The sequence below is a fragment of the Hydrogenophaga sedimenti genome (assembly GCF_051857515.1).
Classification (GTDB): domain Bacteria; phylum Pseudomonadota; class Gammaproteobacteria; order Burkholderiales; family Burkholderiaceae_C; genus Hydrogenophaga.
The window spans coordinates 1-14,243 of sequence record NZ_JBPZHA010000009.1; the positions used below are offsets into that span (position 1 = coordinate 1).

Consider the following 14,243-nt stretch of genomic DNA (forward strand, 5'->3'; position numbering starts at 1 on the left):
TTGCGCGTGCGCCGCGTACTCAGATTCAGGCCAAGTTCTCGTTGGGTCATCACGCCATTGTTCCTGTCGTGCCTCGCTCATGCCATTCGGGCTTGACCGGGGGTTTTGAACACCATCCCTAGGAGTCTCCCGCGTGAATGCGCACAACCTGTACGGCCGACGCTGGCTGCTGATCCGCGTGCCCCTGGCGATCCTCGGGCTGGCGCTGGGCGTTCTCGTGTGGGCCTGGGTCTACCCGATGCCACCGTCGCGGATCGTCCTGTCGGCCGGGTTGCCAGGCGGGGCCTACGAGCTGTTTGCCCGGCGTTATGTGCAGGAGTTCGCGCGCCACGGCGTGACCTGCGAGGTGCTGCCGTCGGCGGGGTCGGCGCAGAACCTCGGCCGCCTGCGCAGTGAGCCCGCCAGCGCCGACCTGGCCTTCGTGCAGGGCGGCTTCGGCTGGAACTCCATCTCGGAAGCCGCTTCCGCCGGCAGCAATCCGCAGACGCTGGCGGCGGTCGACATCGAAGGCCTCTGGCTGTTCTCGCACCGCAACGACCTCACCAGCCTGGACCAGCTGCGCACCCTGCGGGTCGCGGCCGGCCCCGAGGGCAGCGGCCACCGGGTGCTGTTCCAGCGCCTGCTGGCGGAACAGATGATCGCGCCGGATGCGGTGCAGATGTCCCCGCTGACCGGCTCGGCCGCGGTGCTGGCCCTGCAACAGGGCCAGCTGGACGCGGTCTTCCTGGTCGCGTCGCCGCAGGCGCCCATGGTGCGGGAACTGGTCCAGGCACCCGGCGTGCATCTGGCCGCACTGAAGCTGACCGCGGGCATCGCCGACCGCAACAACTTCCTGGAGCGGCGGCTGCTGGCGCAGGGCAGCCTGGGCGCCGGCCAGCCGCCGCAGGACATGGCCATCCTGACCACCCACACGCACCTGCTGGCCAGCGAAACGCTGGACCCGGCGCTCAAGCGGTTGGCGACCGCCGTGGCGGTGAAGGTGCACGGCGGCCAGGGCAGCTTCCACCGGGCGGGCGAGTACCCGCTGCTGCAGAACAGCGACTTCCCGGCCGCCTCCGAGGCCCGGCATGTGCTGCGGCGCGGGCTCAGCACCCTGGAGCGCAACCTGCCGTTCTGGTGGGTGCAGATGCTGCAGCGCCTGCTGGTGATCGGCCTGCCGATCCTGGTCGCGGTGCTGCTGCTGGGCTGGCTGATTCCGCTGTGGCTGCGCTGGCGGCTGGAGAGCCGCATCTCGCGCTGGTACGGCGAGCTCAAGTTCATCGAGCACGACCTGGCCCGCGACGCCATCGACATGGGTGGCATCGGCCTGAACCGCATCGTCGGCCGCGTGCGGTTCATCGAACGGTCCGTGCACGACATGTCCCTGCCGCCGGAGCTGGCCCGCCGCTGGTACCTGCTGCGGCACCACGTGGCCTTCGTCAAAGGCAAGGTCCGGGAGTACCAGGGACGATGAAGCTGCTGTTGCTCTACCGGCGCCGCTGGTGGCTGATCTACCTGCCCCTGGCCGTGCTGCTGATGGCCGCGATGGCGGTGACCCTGCTGTGGTGGGAACCGTTGCCGCCCAAGCGCGTGGTGATCGGCACCGGGCCGGCCCAGAGCAGCTATCTGGAACTGGCGCGGGAATACGCGGCGCGGCTGGAGCGTACTGGCATCGCGGTGGAGATCGTGTCGTTTTCGCGCCCCCAGGATCCGCTGGCACAACTCGGTGCGAGCAGCCCCCGGATCGACATCACCTTCGCCCAGGGGCTCTACGCCGACAACACCAGCAGCGCCCAGACGCTGGCGGTCATCGGCCACGAAATCCTGTGGGTCGTCGCGCGCGACGGCATCCAGAGCCTGTCGGACCTGCGCCACCGCCGCATCGCGGCGTCGGTGGAGGGCTCGTCGAACCGGCTGGCGGCGCAGATGCTGCTGCAGCACGCACGCATTCCACCCGGCGAAGTGGTGTTCTCCGACGAGGTCGGCGACAAGGCGGTGGCGGCCCTGGCCGAAGGTCGGGTCGATGCGGTGGTGCATGTGGCCACCGGCGGCTCGCGCACGGTGGGCGCGCTGGTGCGCATGGAGGGCTTTCACCTGCTGCCGGTGGAGCATGTCGGCTCGCTGGTGGCCAAGGCACCGCACCTGCGTGCGGTGATCATGCCGCAGGGCTCGATCGAGCTGCGCAGCAACCTGCCCTCCACCGACCTGCCCAGCGCCGTCACGCTCACGCACCTGGTGGCCCGCCCCGGGCTGCACCCGGCCCTGCAGCGCACACTGCTGGACGTGGCCGACGAGATCCACGTCATGGCCGGCTTCCTGGAACGCCAGGGTGTCTATCCGACCACCGTGGGCAGCGACTTCCCGGTCGCGCCCGAGGCATTGCTGCACCAGCAGGGTTCGCGCCCCTGGCTGGAAACGCTGCTGCCCTATGGCACGGCCCAATGGGCGCAGCTGGTCCTGCTGGTGGTGCTGCCGCTGGGTCTGCTGGGCTCGGTGCTGGTGATCCGTGCACCGCGCTACATCGAGTGGCGCGTCGAAGCGGCGCTGCTGCACTTCTATGGCGAGCTGCAGTTCCTCGAAGACGAGTTCTCCCAGCTCACCGAGCCCGGCGAAGACACCATCGGGCAGTTCGAACTGCGGGTGGATGCGCTGGAACGGATGGTGACCTCGCTGGAGCTGCCCGACCATTTCACCGACCGCTGGTACATCCTGCGCGAGCACCTGGAGCAGGTGCGCCTGCGGATCCGGGCGGCGGCGGACGCTGCCTGAAAGACCTGCGCGGTCCGCGCGTTTTCACACCACCGACACATGGCGCGCGCACAGTGCGCGCTTCGTCGTTGGAGTCAACAATGCTGATCAAGACCGACAAAGGTCGCCACGAGCTGCGTCCGGGCAACCGGTCTCTGGGCCAGCGGGAGCGTGCCCTGCTGCTGGTGGCCGACGGGCAGCAGAGCGAAGCGCGGCTGGCCGAACTGTTTGATGGCGAGGGCCGCCGCCTGATCGACCTGCTGGTCGCGCAAGGCTTTCTGGCCCGGCGCACACCGGTGCGGGACACGCCGACGGCCAACACCCCTGCCGTCGCCGCGGCGCAAGACACCGCCCTGAGCCACGGAGAACAGTTCACCGGCACCCGCTCGCTGGCCACAGCCCGCATGTTCCTGTTCGACCTGAGCGAGCGACTCTTTGCGCCGCGCGACAAGGCCCTGGCCAGCCGCTACCGCGAAGCGCTGCGCGAGGCACGGAGCCCCGAAGCGATGCTGGCCGTGGGACGGGCCCTGATCGCCGACGTCGAGGCACTGGCCGGCAGCGAACGGGCCGACGGCATCAGCGAGCGCCTGGCCAAACTGCTGCCGGCGCACCTGCTGGAATCGGCCGCCTAACACAGGCGCACGACATCGGCACCCGGTTTTGCGACATCGATTCCAGTAAACTCGACACATCAGGAGAGCGCTCCCCCCGGGGAGCCGCCGAAGGCGCAGGCGGTCGTGGCAACGGCCCTGAACGCTCAGGCAAAAGGACTGATGACCACTGGCCGAGAGGCCGGTGTCCCCCACTGGAGAGAGGTGGCCCAGGCGGCCACCCACCGAAGGAGCAAGTGCGGCATCGCCCGCGCGAATCTCTCAGGTAAAGCGGACAGGGGGGCAGCGCACGGATGCACCGTGTTGTCGCTGTGGCTCCGTGCCATGGCATCTGCCCCATCACCGAGAGTCCGCCCGTGTCCGACACTTCCGCCCTGCTCCAGACCCCGCTCAACGCCCTGCACCTCGAACTCGGTGCGCGCATGGTTCCCTTTGCCGGCTACAGCATGCCGGTGCAGTACCCCGCCGGCCTGATGGCCGAACACCACCACACCCGCAGCGCCGCCGGCCTGTTCGACGTCTCGCACATGGGCCAGCTCACGCTCTCCGGCCCCGACGCTGCGGCTGCCTTCGAATCGCTGATGCCGGTGGACGTGATCGGCCTGGGCCTGAACAAGCAGCGCTACGGCCTGCTGCTGACCGACGAGGGCGGCATCATCGACGACCTGATGTTCGTGAACCGGGGATCGGACATCTTCGTGATCGTCAACGGCGCCTGCAAGCACGGCGACCTGGCACACATCCAGACCCGCATCGGTGGCCGCTGCACCGTCACCCCGCAATTCGACCGCGCCCTGCTCGCCCTGCAAGGCCCACAGGCCGTGACCGCGCTGGCCCGCCTGCTGGCGGGTGTGGAGCAGCTGGTGTTCATGACCGGCATGGCCGCGACCTGGAACGGGGCCGACCTGTTCGTCACGCGCAGCGGCTACACCGGCGAAGACGGTTTCGAGATCTCCCTGCCGGCCGCCAGCGCCGACGCTTTCGCCCGCGCCCTGCTGGCGCAGCCCGAGGTCAAACCCATCGGCCTGGGCGCGCGCAACTCGCTGCGCCTCGAAGCCGGCCTCTGCCTGTACGGCAACGACATCGACACCACGACCACGCCGGTCGAGGCCGCACTGAACTGGGCGATGCAGAAGGTGCGCCGCACCGGCGGCGAACGCGCCGGCGGCTTCCCGGGCGCGGCCCGCGTGCTGGCCCAGCTGGACGGCACCGAGGCCCTGACACGCAAGCGCGTGGGCCTGATCGCGCTGGAGCGTGTGCCCGTGCGCGAACACGTCGAGCTGCAGAGCCTGGACGGCGTGAAGATCGGCGAAGTCACCAGCGGCTTGCTCGGCCCCTCCGCCGACAAGCCGGTCGCCATCGGCTACGTCACGCCCGAATTCGCCGCCACCGGCTCGCGGGTCCACGCCATCGTGCGCGGCAAGGCCGTGCCGATGGAAGTGGCGCCCATGCCTTTCGTGCCGAACCGTTATCACCGGGGATGACCCCCGCGTCGCGGAGCAGATAAGCTGCCCCCGTTTCAACCTTTTTCACTGGAGCCCACCATGACCACCAAGTACACCGAAGACCACGAATGGATCACCGTTGACAGCGGCATCGCCACCGTCGGCATCACCCACCACGCGCAGGACGCGCTGGGCGACGTGGTGTTCGTCGACCTGCCCGAAGTGGGCAAGAGCTTTGCCCAGAAGGACGTGGCCGGTGTGGTCGAGTCCGTCAAGGCCGCGGCCGATGTCTACATGCCCGTCAGCGGCGAGATCACCGAAGTGAACGAAGCCCTGCGCGACGACCCCTCGCTGGCCAACAGCGACCCGCTGGGCGCCGGCTGGTTCTTCAAGGTCAAGCTCAGCGACGCCGCGCAAGTGGACGCCCTGCTCGACGCCACCGCCTACGACGCCTTCTCCAAGCAAGGCTGACCCACCCCTGCCGCGCTGCGCGCGTCCCCCTCAAGGGGCGGCGCCAGCGGCCCGGCAAAGCCGGTTCCGCGGCACCCGCTGGCTCGCTTCCCCTCACGCGAACCACCCGTCCATCACCTCACGTTTCCAATCCAATCTGCAGGTCTTCCCATGCTGATGCCGTCCGTCAAACCCCTGGGTGAACTCGAAAACGCCAGCGAGTTCATTGCCCGCCACATCGGCATCAGCGAAGCCGACGAAACGCTGATGCTGTCGGTCATCGGCGAAGCCTCGCGCCGTGCCCTGATCGACGGCATCGTGCCGCGCAGCATCGCGCGCAGCACCGGCATGGACCTGCCGCCCGCGACCACCGAGGCCGCGGCGCTGGCCGAACTCAAGGCCATCGCGGCCAAGAACAAGGTCTTCAAGAGCTTCATCGGCCAGGGCTACTACGGCACCCACACGCCGGGCGTCATCCTGCGCAACGTGCTGGAAAACCCCGCCTGGTACACCGCCTACACGCCCTACCAGGCCGAGATTTCTCAGGGCCGCATGGAAGCCCTGGTCAACTTCCAGACCATGGTGACCGACCTGACCGGCATGGCGATCGCCAACGCCTCGATGCTCGACGAGGCCACCGCCGCCGCCGAAGCCATGACCCTGGCCAAGCGCTCGGTGAAGGCCAAGGGGAACACCATCGTGGTGGCCGGCGACGCGCACCCGCAGACCATCGAGGTCATCCAGACCCGCGCCAAACCGCTGGGCCTGGCGGTCAAGCTCGCCAACTCGGCGCCCGAATGGGCCGAAGCCCTGAAGGGCGACGACTACTTCGCCGTGCTGGCGCAGTACCCGTCCACCAGCGGCCGCATCGACGACCTGCGCGCCGAGGTGCAGACCGTGCACGGCAAGCAGGCCGCCTTCATCGTGGCCGCCGACCTGCTGGCGCTGACCCTGCTGGTGCCCCCGGGCGAATTCGACGCCGACATCGTGATCGGCACCACGCAGCGCTTCGGCATGCCCATGGGCGCGGGCGGCCCGCACGCCGCCTACATGGCCTGCCGCGACGAGTTCAAGCGCTCCCTGCCCGGCCGCCTGGTCGGCGTGAGCGTGGACACCCACGGCAACCCGGCCTACCGCCTGGCGCTGCAGACGCGCGAGCAGCACATCCGCCGCGAGAAGGCCACCTCCAACATCTGCACGGCGCAGGTGCTGCCGGCCGTCGTGGCCAGCATGTACGCCGTCTACCACGGCCCGCAGGGCCTCAAGCGCATCGCGCAGCGCGTGGCGGCCTACACGGCCGTGCTGGCCGCCGGTCTGCAGCAGCTGGGCCACACGCTGACCAGCGCCTCGGCCTTCGACACCCTGACCGTGAAGGCCACCGACGCGGCCCAGGCCAAGGCCATCGTGGCCAAGGCCGTCACCCAAGGCGCCAACCTGCGCCTCTCCTGGGGCCAGTACGTCAGCATGTCGCTGGACGAGACCACCACGCGCGAGGACATCGCCCTGCTGTGGTCGGTGTTCGCGGCCGACGGTCAGGCTTTGCCGACGTTCGACGCATTCGAGAAGGATGTGGAGCCGCTGATCCCGGCCGGGCTGCGCCGCACCAGCGCCTACCTCACGCACCCGGTGTTCGACAGCCACCACTCCGAGACCGGCATGCTGCGCTACATCCGCGCGCTGTCCGACAAGGACCTGGCGCTGGACCGCAGCATGATCCCGCTGGGCTCGTGCACCATGAAGCTCAACGCGACCAGCGAGATGATCCCCATCACCTGGCCGGAGTTCGCGGGCGTGCACCCCTTCGCCCCGGCCAACCAGCTGCAGGGCTACAAGGAGCTGGACGAACAGCTGCGCGCCTGGCTGTGCCAGGCCACGGGCTACGCCGGCATCAGCCTGCAGCCCAACGCCGGGTCGCAAGGCGAATACGCCGGCCTGCTGGCCATCCGGGCCTTCCACGCCTCGCGCGGTGAAGCGCACCGCAACATCTGCCTGATCCCCTCGTCGGCGCACGGCACCAACCCGGCTTCGGCCCAGATGGTGGGCCTGCAGGTGGTGGTGACCAAGTGCGACGAGAACGGCAACGTGGACATGGCCGACCTGCAGGCCAAGTGCGAACAGCACAGCGCCAACCTCGCAGCGGTGATGATCACCTACCCCTCGACGCACGGCGTGTTCGAGACCACGGTCAAGGAACTCTGCGCCCTGGTGCACCAGCACGGCGGCCGCGTGTACGTGGACGGCGCCAACATGAACGCGCTGGTCGGCGTGGCCGCGCCGGGCGAGTTCGGCGGCGACGTGAGTCACCTGAACCTGCACAAGACATTCTGCATCCCGCACGGCGGTGGCGGTCCGGGCGTCGGCCCGGTCTGCGTGGTGGCCGACCTCGTGCCCTTCCTGCCCGGACACGGCCGGGGTGCCGAGCCAGTGGACGTGTGCGCGGGCGAGCGATCCGCCGCCGGGCCGTCCCAAGGCGGATCAGCCCCCTCGGGGGGCAGCGACCCGCGCGAGCGGTGGAGCGTGGGGGCGGTTTCGGCGGCCCCGCTGGGCAATGCGGCCGTGCTGCCGATCAGCTGGATGTACATCCGCATGATGGGCGCCGATGGCCTCAAGCACGCGACCGAGGCTGCCATCCTGGCCGCCAACTACATCAGCAAGCGCCTGGCCGACCACTACCCCACGCTCTACGCCTCGGCCAACGGCCACGTGGCGCACGAGTGCATCCTGGACCTGCGCGGGCTGAAGGACACCAGCGGCGTGATGGCCGAGGACGTGGCCAAGCGCCTGATGGACTACGGCTTCCACGCGCCCACGCTGAGCTTCCCGGTCGCCAACACGCTGATGGTCGAACCGACTGAGAGCGAGACGCTGGAAGAGCTGGACCGCTTCATCGACGCGATGATCGCGATCCGCGACGAGATCCGGCAGATCGAACAGGGTGCGTGGCCGCAGGACGACAACCCGCTGAAGAACGCGCCGCACACGGCCGACAGCCTGATGAAGGCCGACTGGCCGCACCCCTACGGCCGCGACGTCGGCGCCGCGTCGCAATCGACCCGTGCGCACGCCAAGTACTGGCCGCCGGTGGGCCGCATCGACAACGTCTACGGCGACCGCAACCTGTTCTGCAGCTGCGTGCCGGTGAGCGAACTGGCCTGATCGGTCAGCCACTCGCGCAGGATGCGCAGGGCCGGTGCCTCCTGGCGCCGGCTGAGCGTGACCAGGCCGAAGCGCGCCAACCCCTCCAGCGGGGGCGACACGTCCAGCCGAACCAGACCCTCGGCTGCGGCGTTCACCGTGAGCACGATGGCGTCGCTGCGCCGCGCGACCTCGACCAGACTCAGCGTCTCGTCGTTGCGCAGGGTCACCATGTCGTCCGGGTTGGCCTGCGGGCCGTAGCGGTCGATCAGTTGCCGCGCCACCTCGTCGCTCAGCGGCGTGGACGCCACCGGGTAGGCCTGCACCTCGGCGATGCCCACGGGCGCACCACGCTGCGCCAGCGGGTGGTCCGGCCGGACCAGAAACCCCGCCGCCAGTTCGAACACCTGGGCGATCTCCAGGTCGGCTGAGGGCCGCACCGAACGCACGTCCAGCACGGCGGCGTCCAGCCGCTGGTCGCGCAGCGCATCGACCAGCACGCTGGTGTTGCCGCGCGAGATCTGCAGCTGCAGCCTGGGGTGGTGCTCGGCCATGTGCAGCATCAGCGGCGTGGACAGCAGCGCACCCGGGCCCGAGCTCAAACCGATGCGCAGTGTGCCGATCAGCCCGGCGTGCAAGCCCTTGCCGGTCTGCTTGAGCGCATCGGCATCGGCCACCAGGCGGCGCGCGCGTTGCAGCACCTCGTGCCCGAACGGTGTGAGCGCGATGCGCCGGCCCAGACGGTCGAACAGGCGCCCGCCCAGCTCGTCTTCCAGACCCTGGATGCTGCGCGTGAGCGCGGGCTGCGTGAGGTACAGGGCCTTGGCCGCCTGCACGAAAGCCCCGAGTTCGGCCAGCACCACGAAGTGCCGCAGTTGCACCAGCGTCATTCCAAACCTCTCTTTGAAGTCATGGGTTGTTGATGATCAATGCATTGGACTTTAGATCAGACGCTTTCTAACATGCAACAAAGTTCATGTTTCAGGAGCGTTTTGCATGGATCGACTCAGCGACGCCGCCATCCAGGAGTTCACCCTCCTGCGCCGCGACATCCACCAACACCCGGAGCTGGCGTTCCAGGAGCGCCGCACCGCGGCCCTGGTCGCGGCCCAGCTGGGCGCCTGGGGCTATGCCGTCACCACCGGCCTGGGCGGCACCGGCGTGGTCGGGCAACTCAAGCGCGGCACCTCCAACCGCACCCTGGGCCTGCGCGCCGACATGGACGCGCTGCCCATCCTGGAAGCCAGCGGCACGGCCTGGGCCAGCTGCACGCATGGCGTGATGCACGCCTGCGGCCACGACGGCCACACCGCCATGCTGCTGGCCGCCGCGCAGCACCTGGCCCTGGACGGTGCGTTCGACGGCACCCTGAACCTGATCTTCCAGCCGGCCGAAGAAGGCGGCGGCGGGGCGCTGAAGATGATGGAAGACGGCCTGTTCGACCGCTTCCCCTGCGACGCCATCTTTGCGATGCACAACATGCCGGGCATGCCGCAGGGCCAGCTGGTGTTCCGCAGCGGTCCGGCCATGGCCTCGTCCGACTACGCCACCATCACCCTGCACGGCCATGGAGGGCACGGCGCCATGCCGCACAAGGCGACCGACGTGGTGGTGGCGGCGGCCTCGCTGATCATGGCGCTGCAGACGGTGGTCTCGCGCCACGTTGACCCGATGCAGCCGGCCGTGGTCACGGTCGGCGCGGTGCACGCCGGCGAGGCCAACAACGTGATCCCGGCCGAGGCGCGGCTGGAGATCAGCGTGCGCACGCTGGAGCCGCAGGTGCGGCGCAGCGTGGAACAGCGCATCCGGGACCTGGTCCGCCTGCAGGCCGAGAGCTTCGGCGTGCGCGCCGAGATCGCCTGGCGCCCCGGCTACGCGGTGCTGGTCAACGATCCGCAGCAGACCGCCCGCGCGCTGGCGGTGGCGCAGAAGCACTTCCCCGCCGGGCAGATCAACCCGCAGGGCCCGATGCTGACCGGCAGCGAGGACTTCGCCTTCATGCTCGAACGTGTGCCGGGCAGCTACCTGTTCATCGGCAACGGCGCCGACGGCGAGCCCGGCGCCTGCATGGTCCACAACCCCGCCTACGACTTCAACGACCAGAACATCGGCCCCGGCGCGTCCTACTGGATCGCACTGGTGCAGGAACTGCTTTCCCCCACCCAGCCCTGACCCTCCCGGAGATCCACCATGAACGCTCGCATCCGCATCAAGACCCTCGTCGCCGGCGCCGCGCTGGCCACCCTTGGCCTGGCCGGCACCGCCATCGCACAGACCTTCCCCGCCAGGCCGGTGACGCTGATGGTTCCCTACCCGGCGGGCGGCCTGTCGGACGTGATCGCGCGCTCGCTCAACGTCACGCTGGGCAAACAGCTGGGCCAGCCGGTGGTGATCGAGAACCTGGGGGGCGCCAGCGGTGCGATCGCGGCCCAGAAGGTGCTCAGCAACCCCAGCGACGGCTACACCGTGTTCCAGGGCTCGCCCAACGAACTGATCCTGGCGCCGCTGGCGAATGCGTCCAACAAGCTCAGGAGCGAAGACTTCCGCCTGGTCCAGATGATCGCCACCGCGCAGATCGCCTTCCTGGCCAAGAAGGACCTGCCGGTCAACAGCGTCGACGAGTTCGTGGAATACGCCCGCAAGGCCGCCAAAGACGGCAAGCCGTTGACGTTTGCCAGCGTCGGCCCCGGTTCGTTCTACCACCTGCTGGGCGAGCACCTGTCCAAGGTCACCGGCATCCCGATGGTCCATGTGCCGTACAAGGGCGCGGCCCCGGCCGAGCAGGACCTGATGGCCGGTCAGGTCGACTTCTTTCTTGCGCCCTACGGCAAGAAGTACGACGAGATGCAGAAGCAAGGCCGCGTGAAGGTGCTGGCCATGCTCAACAGCGAGCGGCTGGAGAGCGTGAAGCAGTACCCAGCCATCAGCGAGAGCAAGCAACTCAAGGACTTCACCTTCAAGATCTGGACCGGCTACTTCGTCAAGAAGGACACGCCGGACCCCGTGGCCACCGCGCTGCACAAGGCCATCACCGGCACGCTGGGCGACCCGGCCGTGCACCAGGCGCTGGAGGCCAACAGCCAGCTGCTGCCCCGTCCGCAGACGCTGGCGGAAGCCGACCGGGCCTACACCGATGGCATCCAGCAGTTCCGCTCGATCGCCAAGTCCATCGGACTGCAGGCACAATAAGCACTTTCTTCCGTCGATCGGGAGAGACCGGTCCACCGAGACCGGCGCCGAAGGAGCAACCGCCCCGGAAACTCTCAGGCAAAAGGACCGATCGACGCACTGCGCCCCGGGATCTCACCGTGGGCGCGACACTCTGAAGAGTGGCTGGGATTCGTCCCCCGGCCCACCGCAGGAGCAAGCCAGCCCTCGACGCGTATCGGGGGCCGGTGAATCTCTCAGGTCACAAACAGAGGGGGTCATGGCCCGCACGCGGTGTGCGGGGCGTGCCCATCCCTGTTTGACGGCTTCGAAAGAGATTCCATGGCACAGCACCTCATCGTCATCGGCGGCGGCATCACCGGCGTCACCAGCGCCTACGCCCTGGCCCGCCAGGGCCACCAGGTCACCCTGATCGAAAAGCACCGCTACGCGGGCATGGAGACCAGCCACGCCAACGGCGGCCAGCTCTCGGCCTCCAACGCCGAAACCTGGACCCACCCGTCCACCCTGCTCAAGGGCATCAAGTGGATGCTCAAGGCCGACGCGCCGCTGCTGGTCAACCCCAAGCCCTCGTGGCACAAGCTCAGCTGGTTCGCCGAGTTCGCCGCCGCCATCCCGAAGTACCGAGAGAACACCATCGCCACCGCGCGGCTGGCGATTGCCGCCCGCGAACACCTGTTCGGCTGGGCGCAGGCCGAGGGCATCGACTTCGATCTCAAGCAGCGCGGCATCCTGCACATCTACCGCGACAAGACCGGCTTCGACCACGCGGCCGAAGTCTCCAAGCTGCTGGCCGCCGGCGGCCTGCCGCGCCGCGCCGTCACGCCCGACGAGATGCGCGCCATCGAACCCACCCTGGCCGGCGACTACCACGGCGGCTTCTACACCGAGAGCGATTCCACGGGCGACATCCACAAATACACCCACGGCCTGAGCCTGGCCTGCGAGCGGCGCGGCGTGCGCCTGCTGACCGGCCACACCGTGGCGCGCGTGCAAAGCACCGGCAAGACCGCCCACGTCACGCTGTCCAGCGGCGAGGTGGTCAGCGGCGATGCGGTGGTGGTCTGCGCCGGCGTGCACAGCCGGGCGCTGGGTGCACAGCTCGGTGACCGGCTCAACGTCTATCCGGTCAAGGGCTATTCGATCACCGTGATGCTGAACGACGAAGCGAGCCAGGCCGCCGCGCCACAGGTCAGCCTGCTGGACGACGAGACCAAGCTGGTCACCAGCCGACTGGGCAAGGACCGTTTCCGTGTCGCCGGCACGGCCGAGTTCAACGGCCACAACCTCGACATCCGCGCCGACCGCATCCGCCCGCTGGTGGACTGGGTCAACCAGTGCTTCCCGGGCGTGAGCACGCGCCGCGTCGAGCCCTGGGCCGGCCTGCGACCCATGATGCCGGACATGCTGCCCCGCGTCGGCCCCGGCCGCCTGCCCAACGTGTTCTACAACACCGGCCACGGCCACCTGGGCTGGACGCTCTCGGCCATCACCGCGCACCAGCTGACGGAACACGTGGCCTTGTGGGAACAGCAGCGCTCGCCGCGCCACGTGCCGGTGACCGCCCTCGCCTGAGTCACGGGAGTTTCACAGGCTTGTCATGGTCGGGCGCGAGGATGCGGTGCTGATCCGTCACACCGCACCCTTGCCCACCATGCCCCTCGCCAAACACCTGCTCTCCCTGCTCGCCAGCGCCACCCTTGCCCCGGCCGCCTTTGCCGGCAGCTTCAGCTTCGGCCTCTGGGGCGACATGCCCTATGAGAAGAACAACGATGCGCAGGCCACGGCCGCCGTGATCCGCAGCATCGACCGCGCCGACATCGCCTTCTCGATCTTCGACGGCGACATCAAGGACGGCAGCTCGGCCTGCACCGACGAGGTGTTCACCCGCGCCGCCAACACCTTCAACGCGATGAAGAAGCCCGTGGTCTACGTGCCCGGCGACAACGAGTGGACCGACTGCCACCGCAAGAACAACGGCGGCTGGAACAACCTCGAACGCCTGGACACGCTGCGCAAGCTCATGTTCGCCGACAGCCGCAGCTTCGGCCGCCGCAAGCTGGCGCTGGAACACCAGGACGCACCGTTTGCCGAGAACACCCGCTTCCACCAAGGCGGCATCGTGTTCGCGCAGGTCAATGTGGCCGGCAGCAACAACAACCGCGTGCTCGACGAGAAGGACTGCAGCGCCAAGAGCGCCCGCACCGCCGCCGACTGCGAAGCCGACAACGCCGAATACGCCGTGCGCAATGCGGCCGTGAACCGCTGGATCGAAGAGAGCTTCGCGCAGGCGCGCCAGCGCAAGGCCAAGGGCATCGTGCTGACGCTGCAGGCCGACCCCGGCTTTGACCTGCCCGAAACCGAAGAGCTGGACGAAGCCAAGACCCGCGGCTGGAACCGCCCCGAGTCGGGCTACAAGGACCTGATGGACACCGTGATCCGTGAAACCCAGGCCTTCGCAGGACAGGTGCTGTTCGTGCACGGCGACACCCACGTCTTCAAGCTCGACAAGCCGCTGCACGCGCCGCTGAACCTGCTGCCCAACTTCACCCGCCTGCAGACCTTCGGCAGCCCGAACAACCACTGGGTCCATGTCACCGTCGACACCCGCAAGCCGGGCGTCTTCACGGTGCGGCCGGTGATGGTGAAGGTCGACTGACGCGGCCCTGGTGCAGCGGTGGCGCGCCAGCCGCCGCGGCGTTTTGCC

At 68.8% G+C, this 14,243-nt stretch carries 11 protein-coding genes and 4 riboswitches; of the genes, 10 read left to right on the forward strand and 1 reads right to left on the reverse strand.

Annotated features, from left to right (window positions below; all coding sequences use genetic code 11):
* Nucleotides 1-133: 133 nt before the first annotated feature.
* From ACS5NL_RS15055 to gcvP, 6 genes are all read left to right on the forward strand, one after another.
* On the forward strand, nt 134-1,453 hold the full coding sequence (locus ACS5NL_RS15055; protein ID WP_439354736.1) for a TAXI family TRAP transporter solute-binding subunit: 1,320 nt from the start codon (nt 134-136) through the stop codon (nt 1,451-1,453).
* Entirely contained in the window at nt 1,450-2,748 is a 1,299-nt protein-coding gene (locus tag ACS5NL_RS15060) for an ABC transporter substrate-binding protein (RefSeq protein ID WP_439354737.1), read from the forward strand. Before ACS5NL_RS15055 ends, ACS5NL_RS15060 begins: the two co-directional genes overlap by 4 nt.
* An 80-nt stretch (nt 2,749-2,828) precedes the next feature.
* Nucleotides 2,829-3,359 (forward strand): hypothetical protein, encoded by a 531-nt coding sequence (locus ACS5NL_RS15065; protein WP_439354738.1) that lies wholly within the window; start codon nt 2,829-2,831, stop codon nt 3,357-3,359.
* A gap of 50 nt (nt 3,360-3,409) precedes the next feature.
* Nucleotides 3,410-3,510, forward strand: a riboswitch (glycine riboswitch).
* Nucleotides 3,511-3,522: 12 nt separating this feature from the next.
* A riboswitch (glycine riboswitch) is annotated at nt 3,523-3,626 on the forward strand.
* 68 nt (nt 3,627-3,694) lie between these two features.
* Nucleotides 3,695-4,822 (forward strand): glycine cleavage system aminomethyltransferase GcvT, encoded by a 1,128-nt coding sequence (gcvT, locus tag ACS5NL_RS15070; RefSeq protein ID WP_439354739.1) that lies wholly within the window; start codon nt 3,695-3,697, stop codon nt 4,820-4,822.
* Between the two features lie 60 nt (nt 4,823-4,882).
* Nucleotides 4,883-5,254: a glycine cleavage system protein GcvH gene (gene gcvH / locus ACS5NL_RS15075; protein WP_439354740.1), complete on the forward strand. Its 372-nt coding sequence runs from the start codon at nt 4,883-4,885 to the stop codon at nt 5,252-5,254.
* 150 nt (nt 5,255-5,404) lie between these two features.
* The gene (gene gcvP, locus ACS5NL_RS15080; RefSeq protein WP_439354741.1) at nt 5,405-8,389 is read left to right on the forward strand and encodes an aminomethyl-transferring glycine dehydrogenase; all 2,985 of its coding nucleotides are present in this window, start codon (nt 5,405-5,407) and stop codon (nt 8,387-8,389) included.
* Here gcvP and ACS5NL_RS15085 read toward each other — a convergent pair.
* On the reverse strand, nt 8,335-9,258 hold the full coding sequence (locus ACS5NL_RS15085) for a LysR family transcriptional regulator (RefSeq protein ID WP_439354742.1): 924 nt from the start codon (nt 9,256-9,258) through the stop codon (nt 8,335-8,337). The genes gcvP and ACS5NL_RS15085 overlap by 55 nt on opposite strands.
* 106 nt (nt 9,259-9,364) lie before the next feature.
* Here ACS5NL_RS15085 and ACS5NL_RS15090 point away from each other — a divergent pair, with 106 nt between their 5' ends.
* The 4 genes from ACS5NL_RS15090 (at nt 9,365) to ACS5NL_RS15105 (ending at nt 14,195) form a co-directional block, all read left to right on the forward strand.
* Nucleotides 9,365-10,540 carry a M20 aminoacylase family protein gene (locus ACS5NL_RS15090; protein WP_439354743.1) on the forward strand — a complete coding sequence of 392 codons (1,176 nt, stop codon included), beginning with the start codon at nt 9,365-9,367 and terminating at the stop codon, nt 10,538-10,540.
* Between the two features lie 18 nt (nt 10,541-10,558).
* Nucleotides 10,559-11,557 (forward strand): Bug family tripartite tricarboxylate transporter substrate binding protein, encoded by a 999-nt coding sequence (locus ACS5NL_RS15095; RefSeq protein WP_439354744.1) that lies wholly within the window; start codon nt 10,559-10,561, stop codon nt 11,555-11,557.
* 8 nt (nt 11,558-11,565) lie between these two features.
* A riboswitch (glycine riboswitch) is annotated at nt 11,566-11,657 on the forward strand.
* A 23-nt stretch (nt 11,658-11,680) separates the two neighbouring features.
* Nucleotides 11,681-11,797, forward strand: a riboswitch (glycine riboswitch).
* A gap of 60 nt (nt 11,798-11,857) precedes the next feature.
* Nucleotides 11,858-13,111, forward strand: coding sequence for a D-amino acid dehydrogenase (locus tag ACS5NL_RS15100; protein WP_439354745.1), 1,254 nt, complete (start codon nt 11,858-11,860; stop codon nt 13,109-13,111).
* Nucleotides 13,112-13,190: 79 nt separating this feature from the next.
* A complete protein-coding gene (locus ACS5NL_RS15105; RefSeq protein ID WP_439354746.1) occupies nt 13,191-14,195 on the forward strand; it encodes a hypothetical protein in 1,005 nt (334 codons plus the stop codon).
* Nucleotides 14,196-14,243 lie beyond the last annotated feature (48 nt).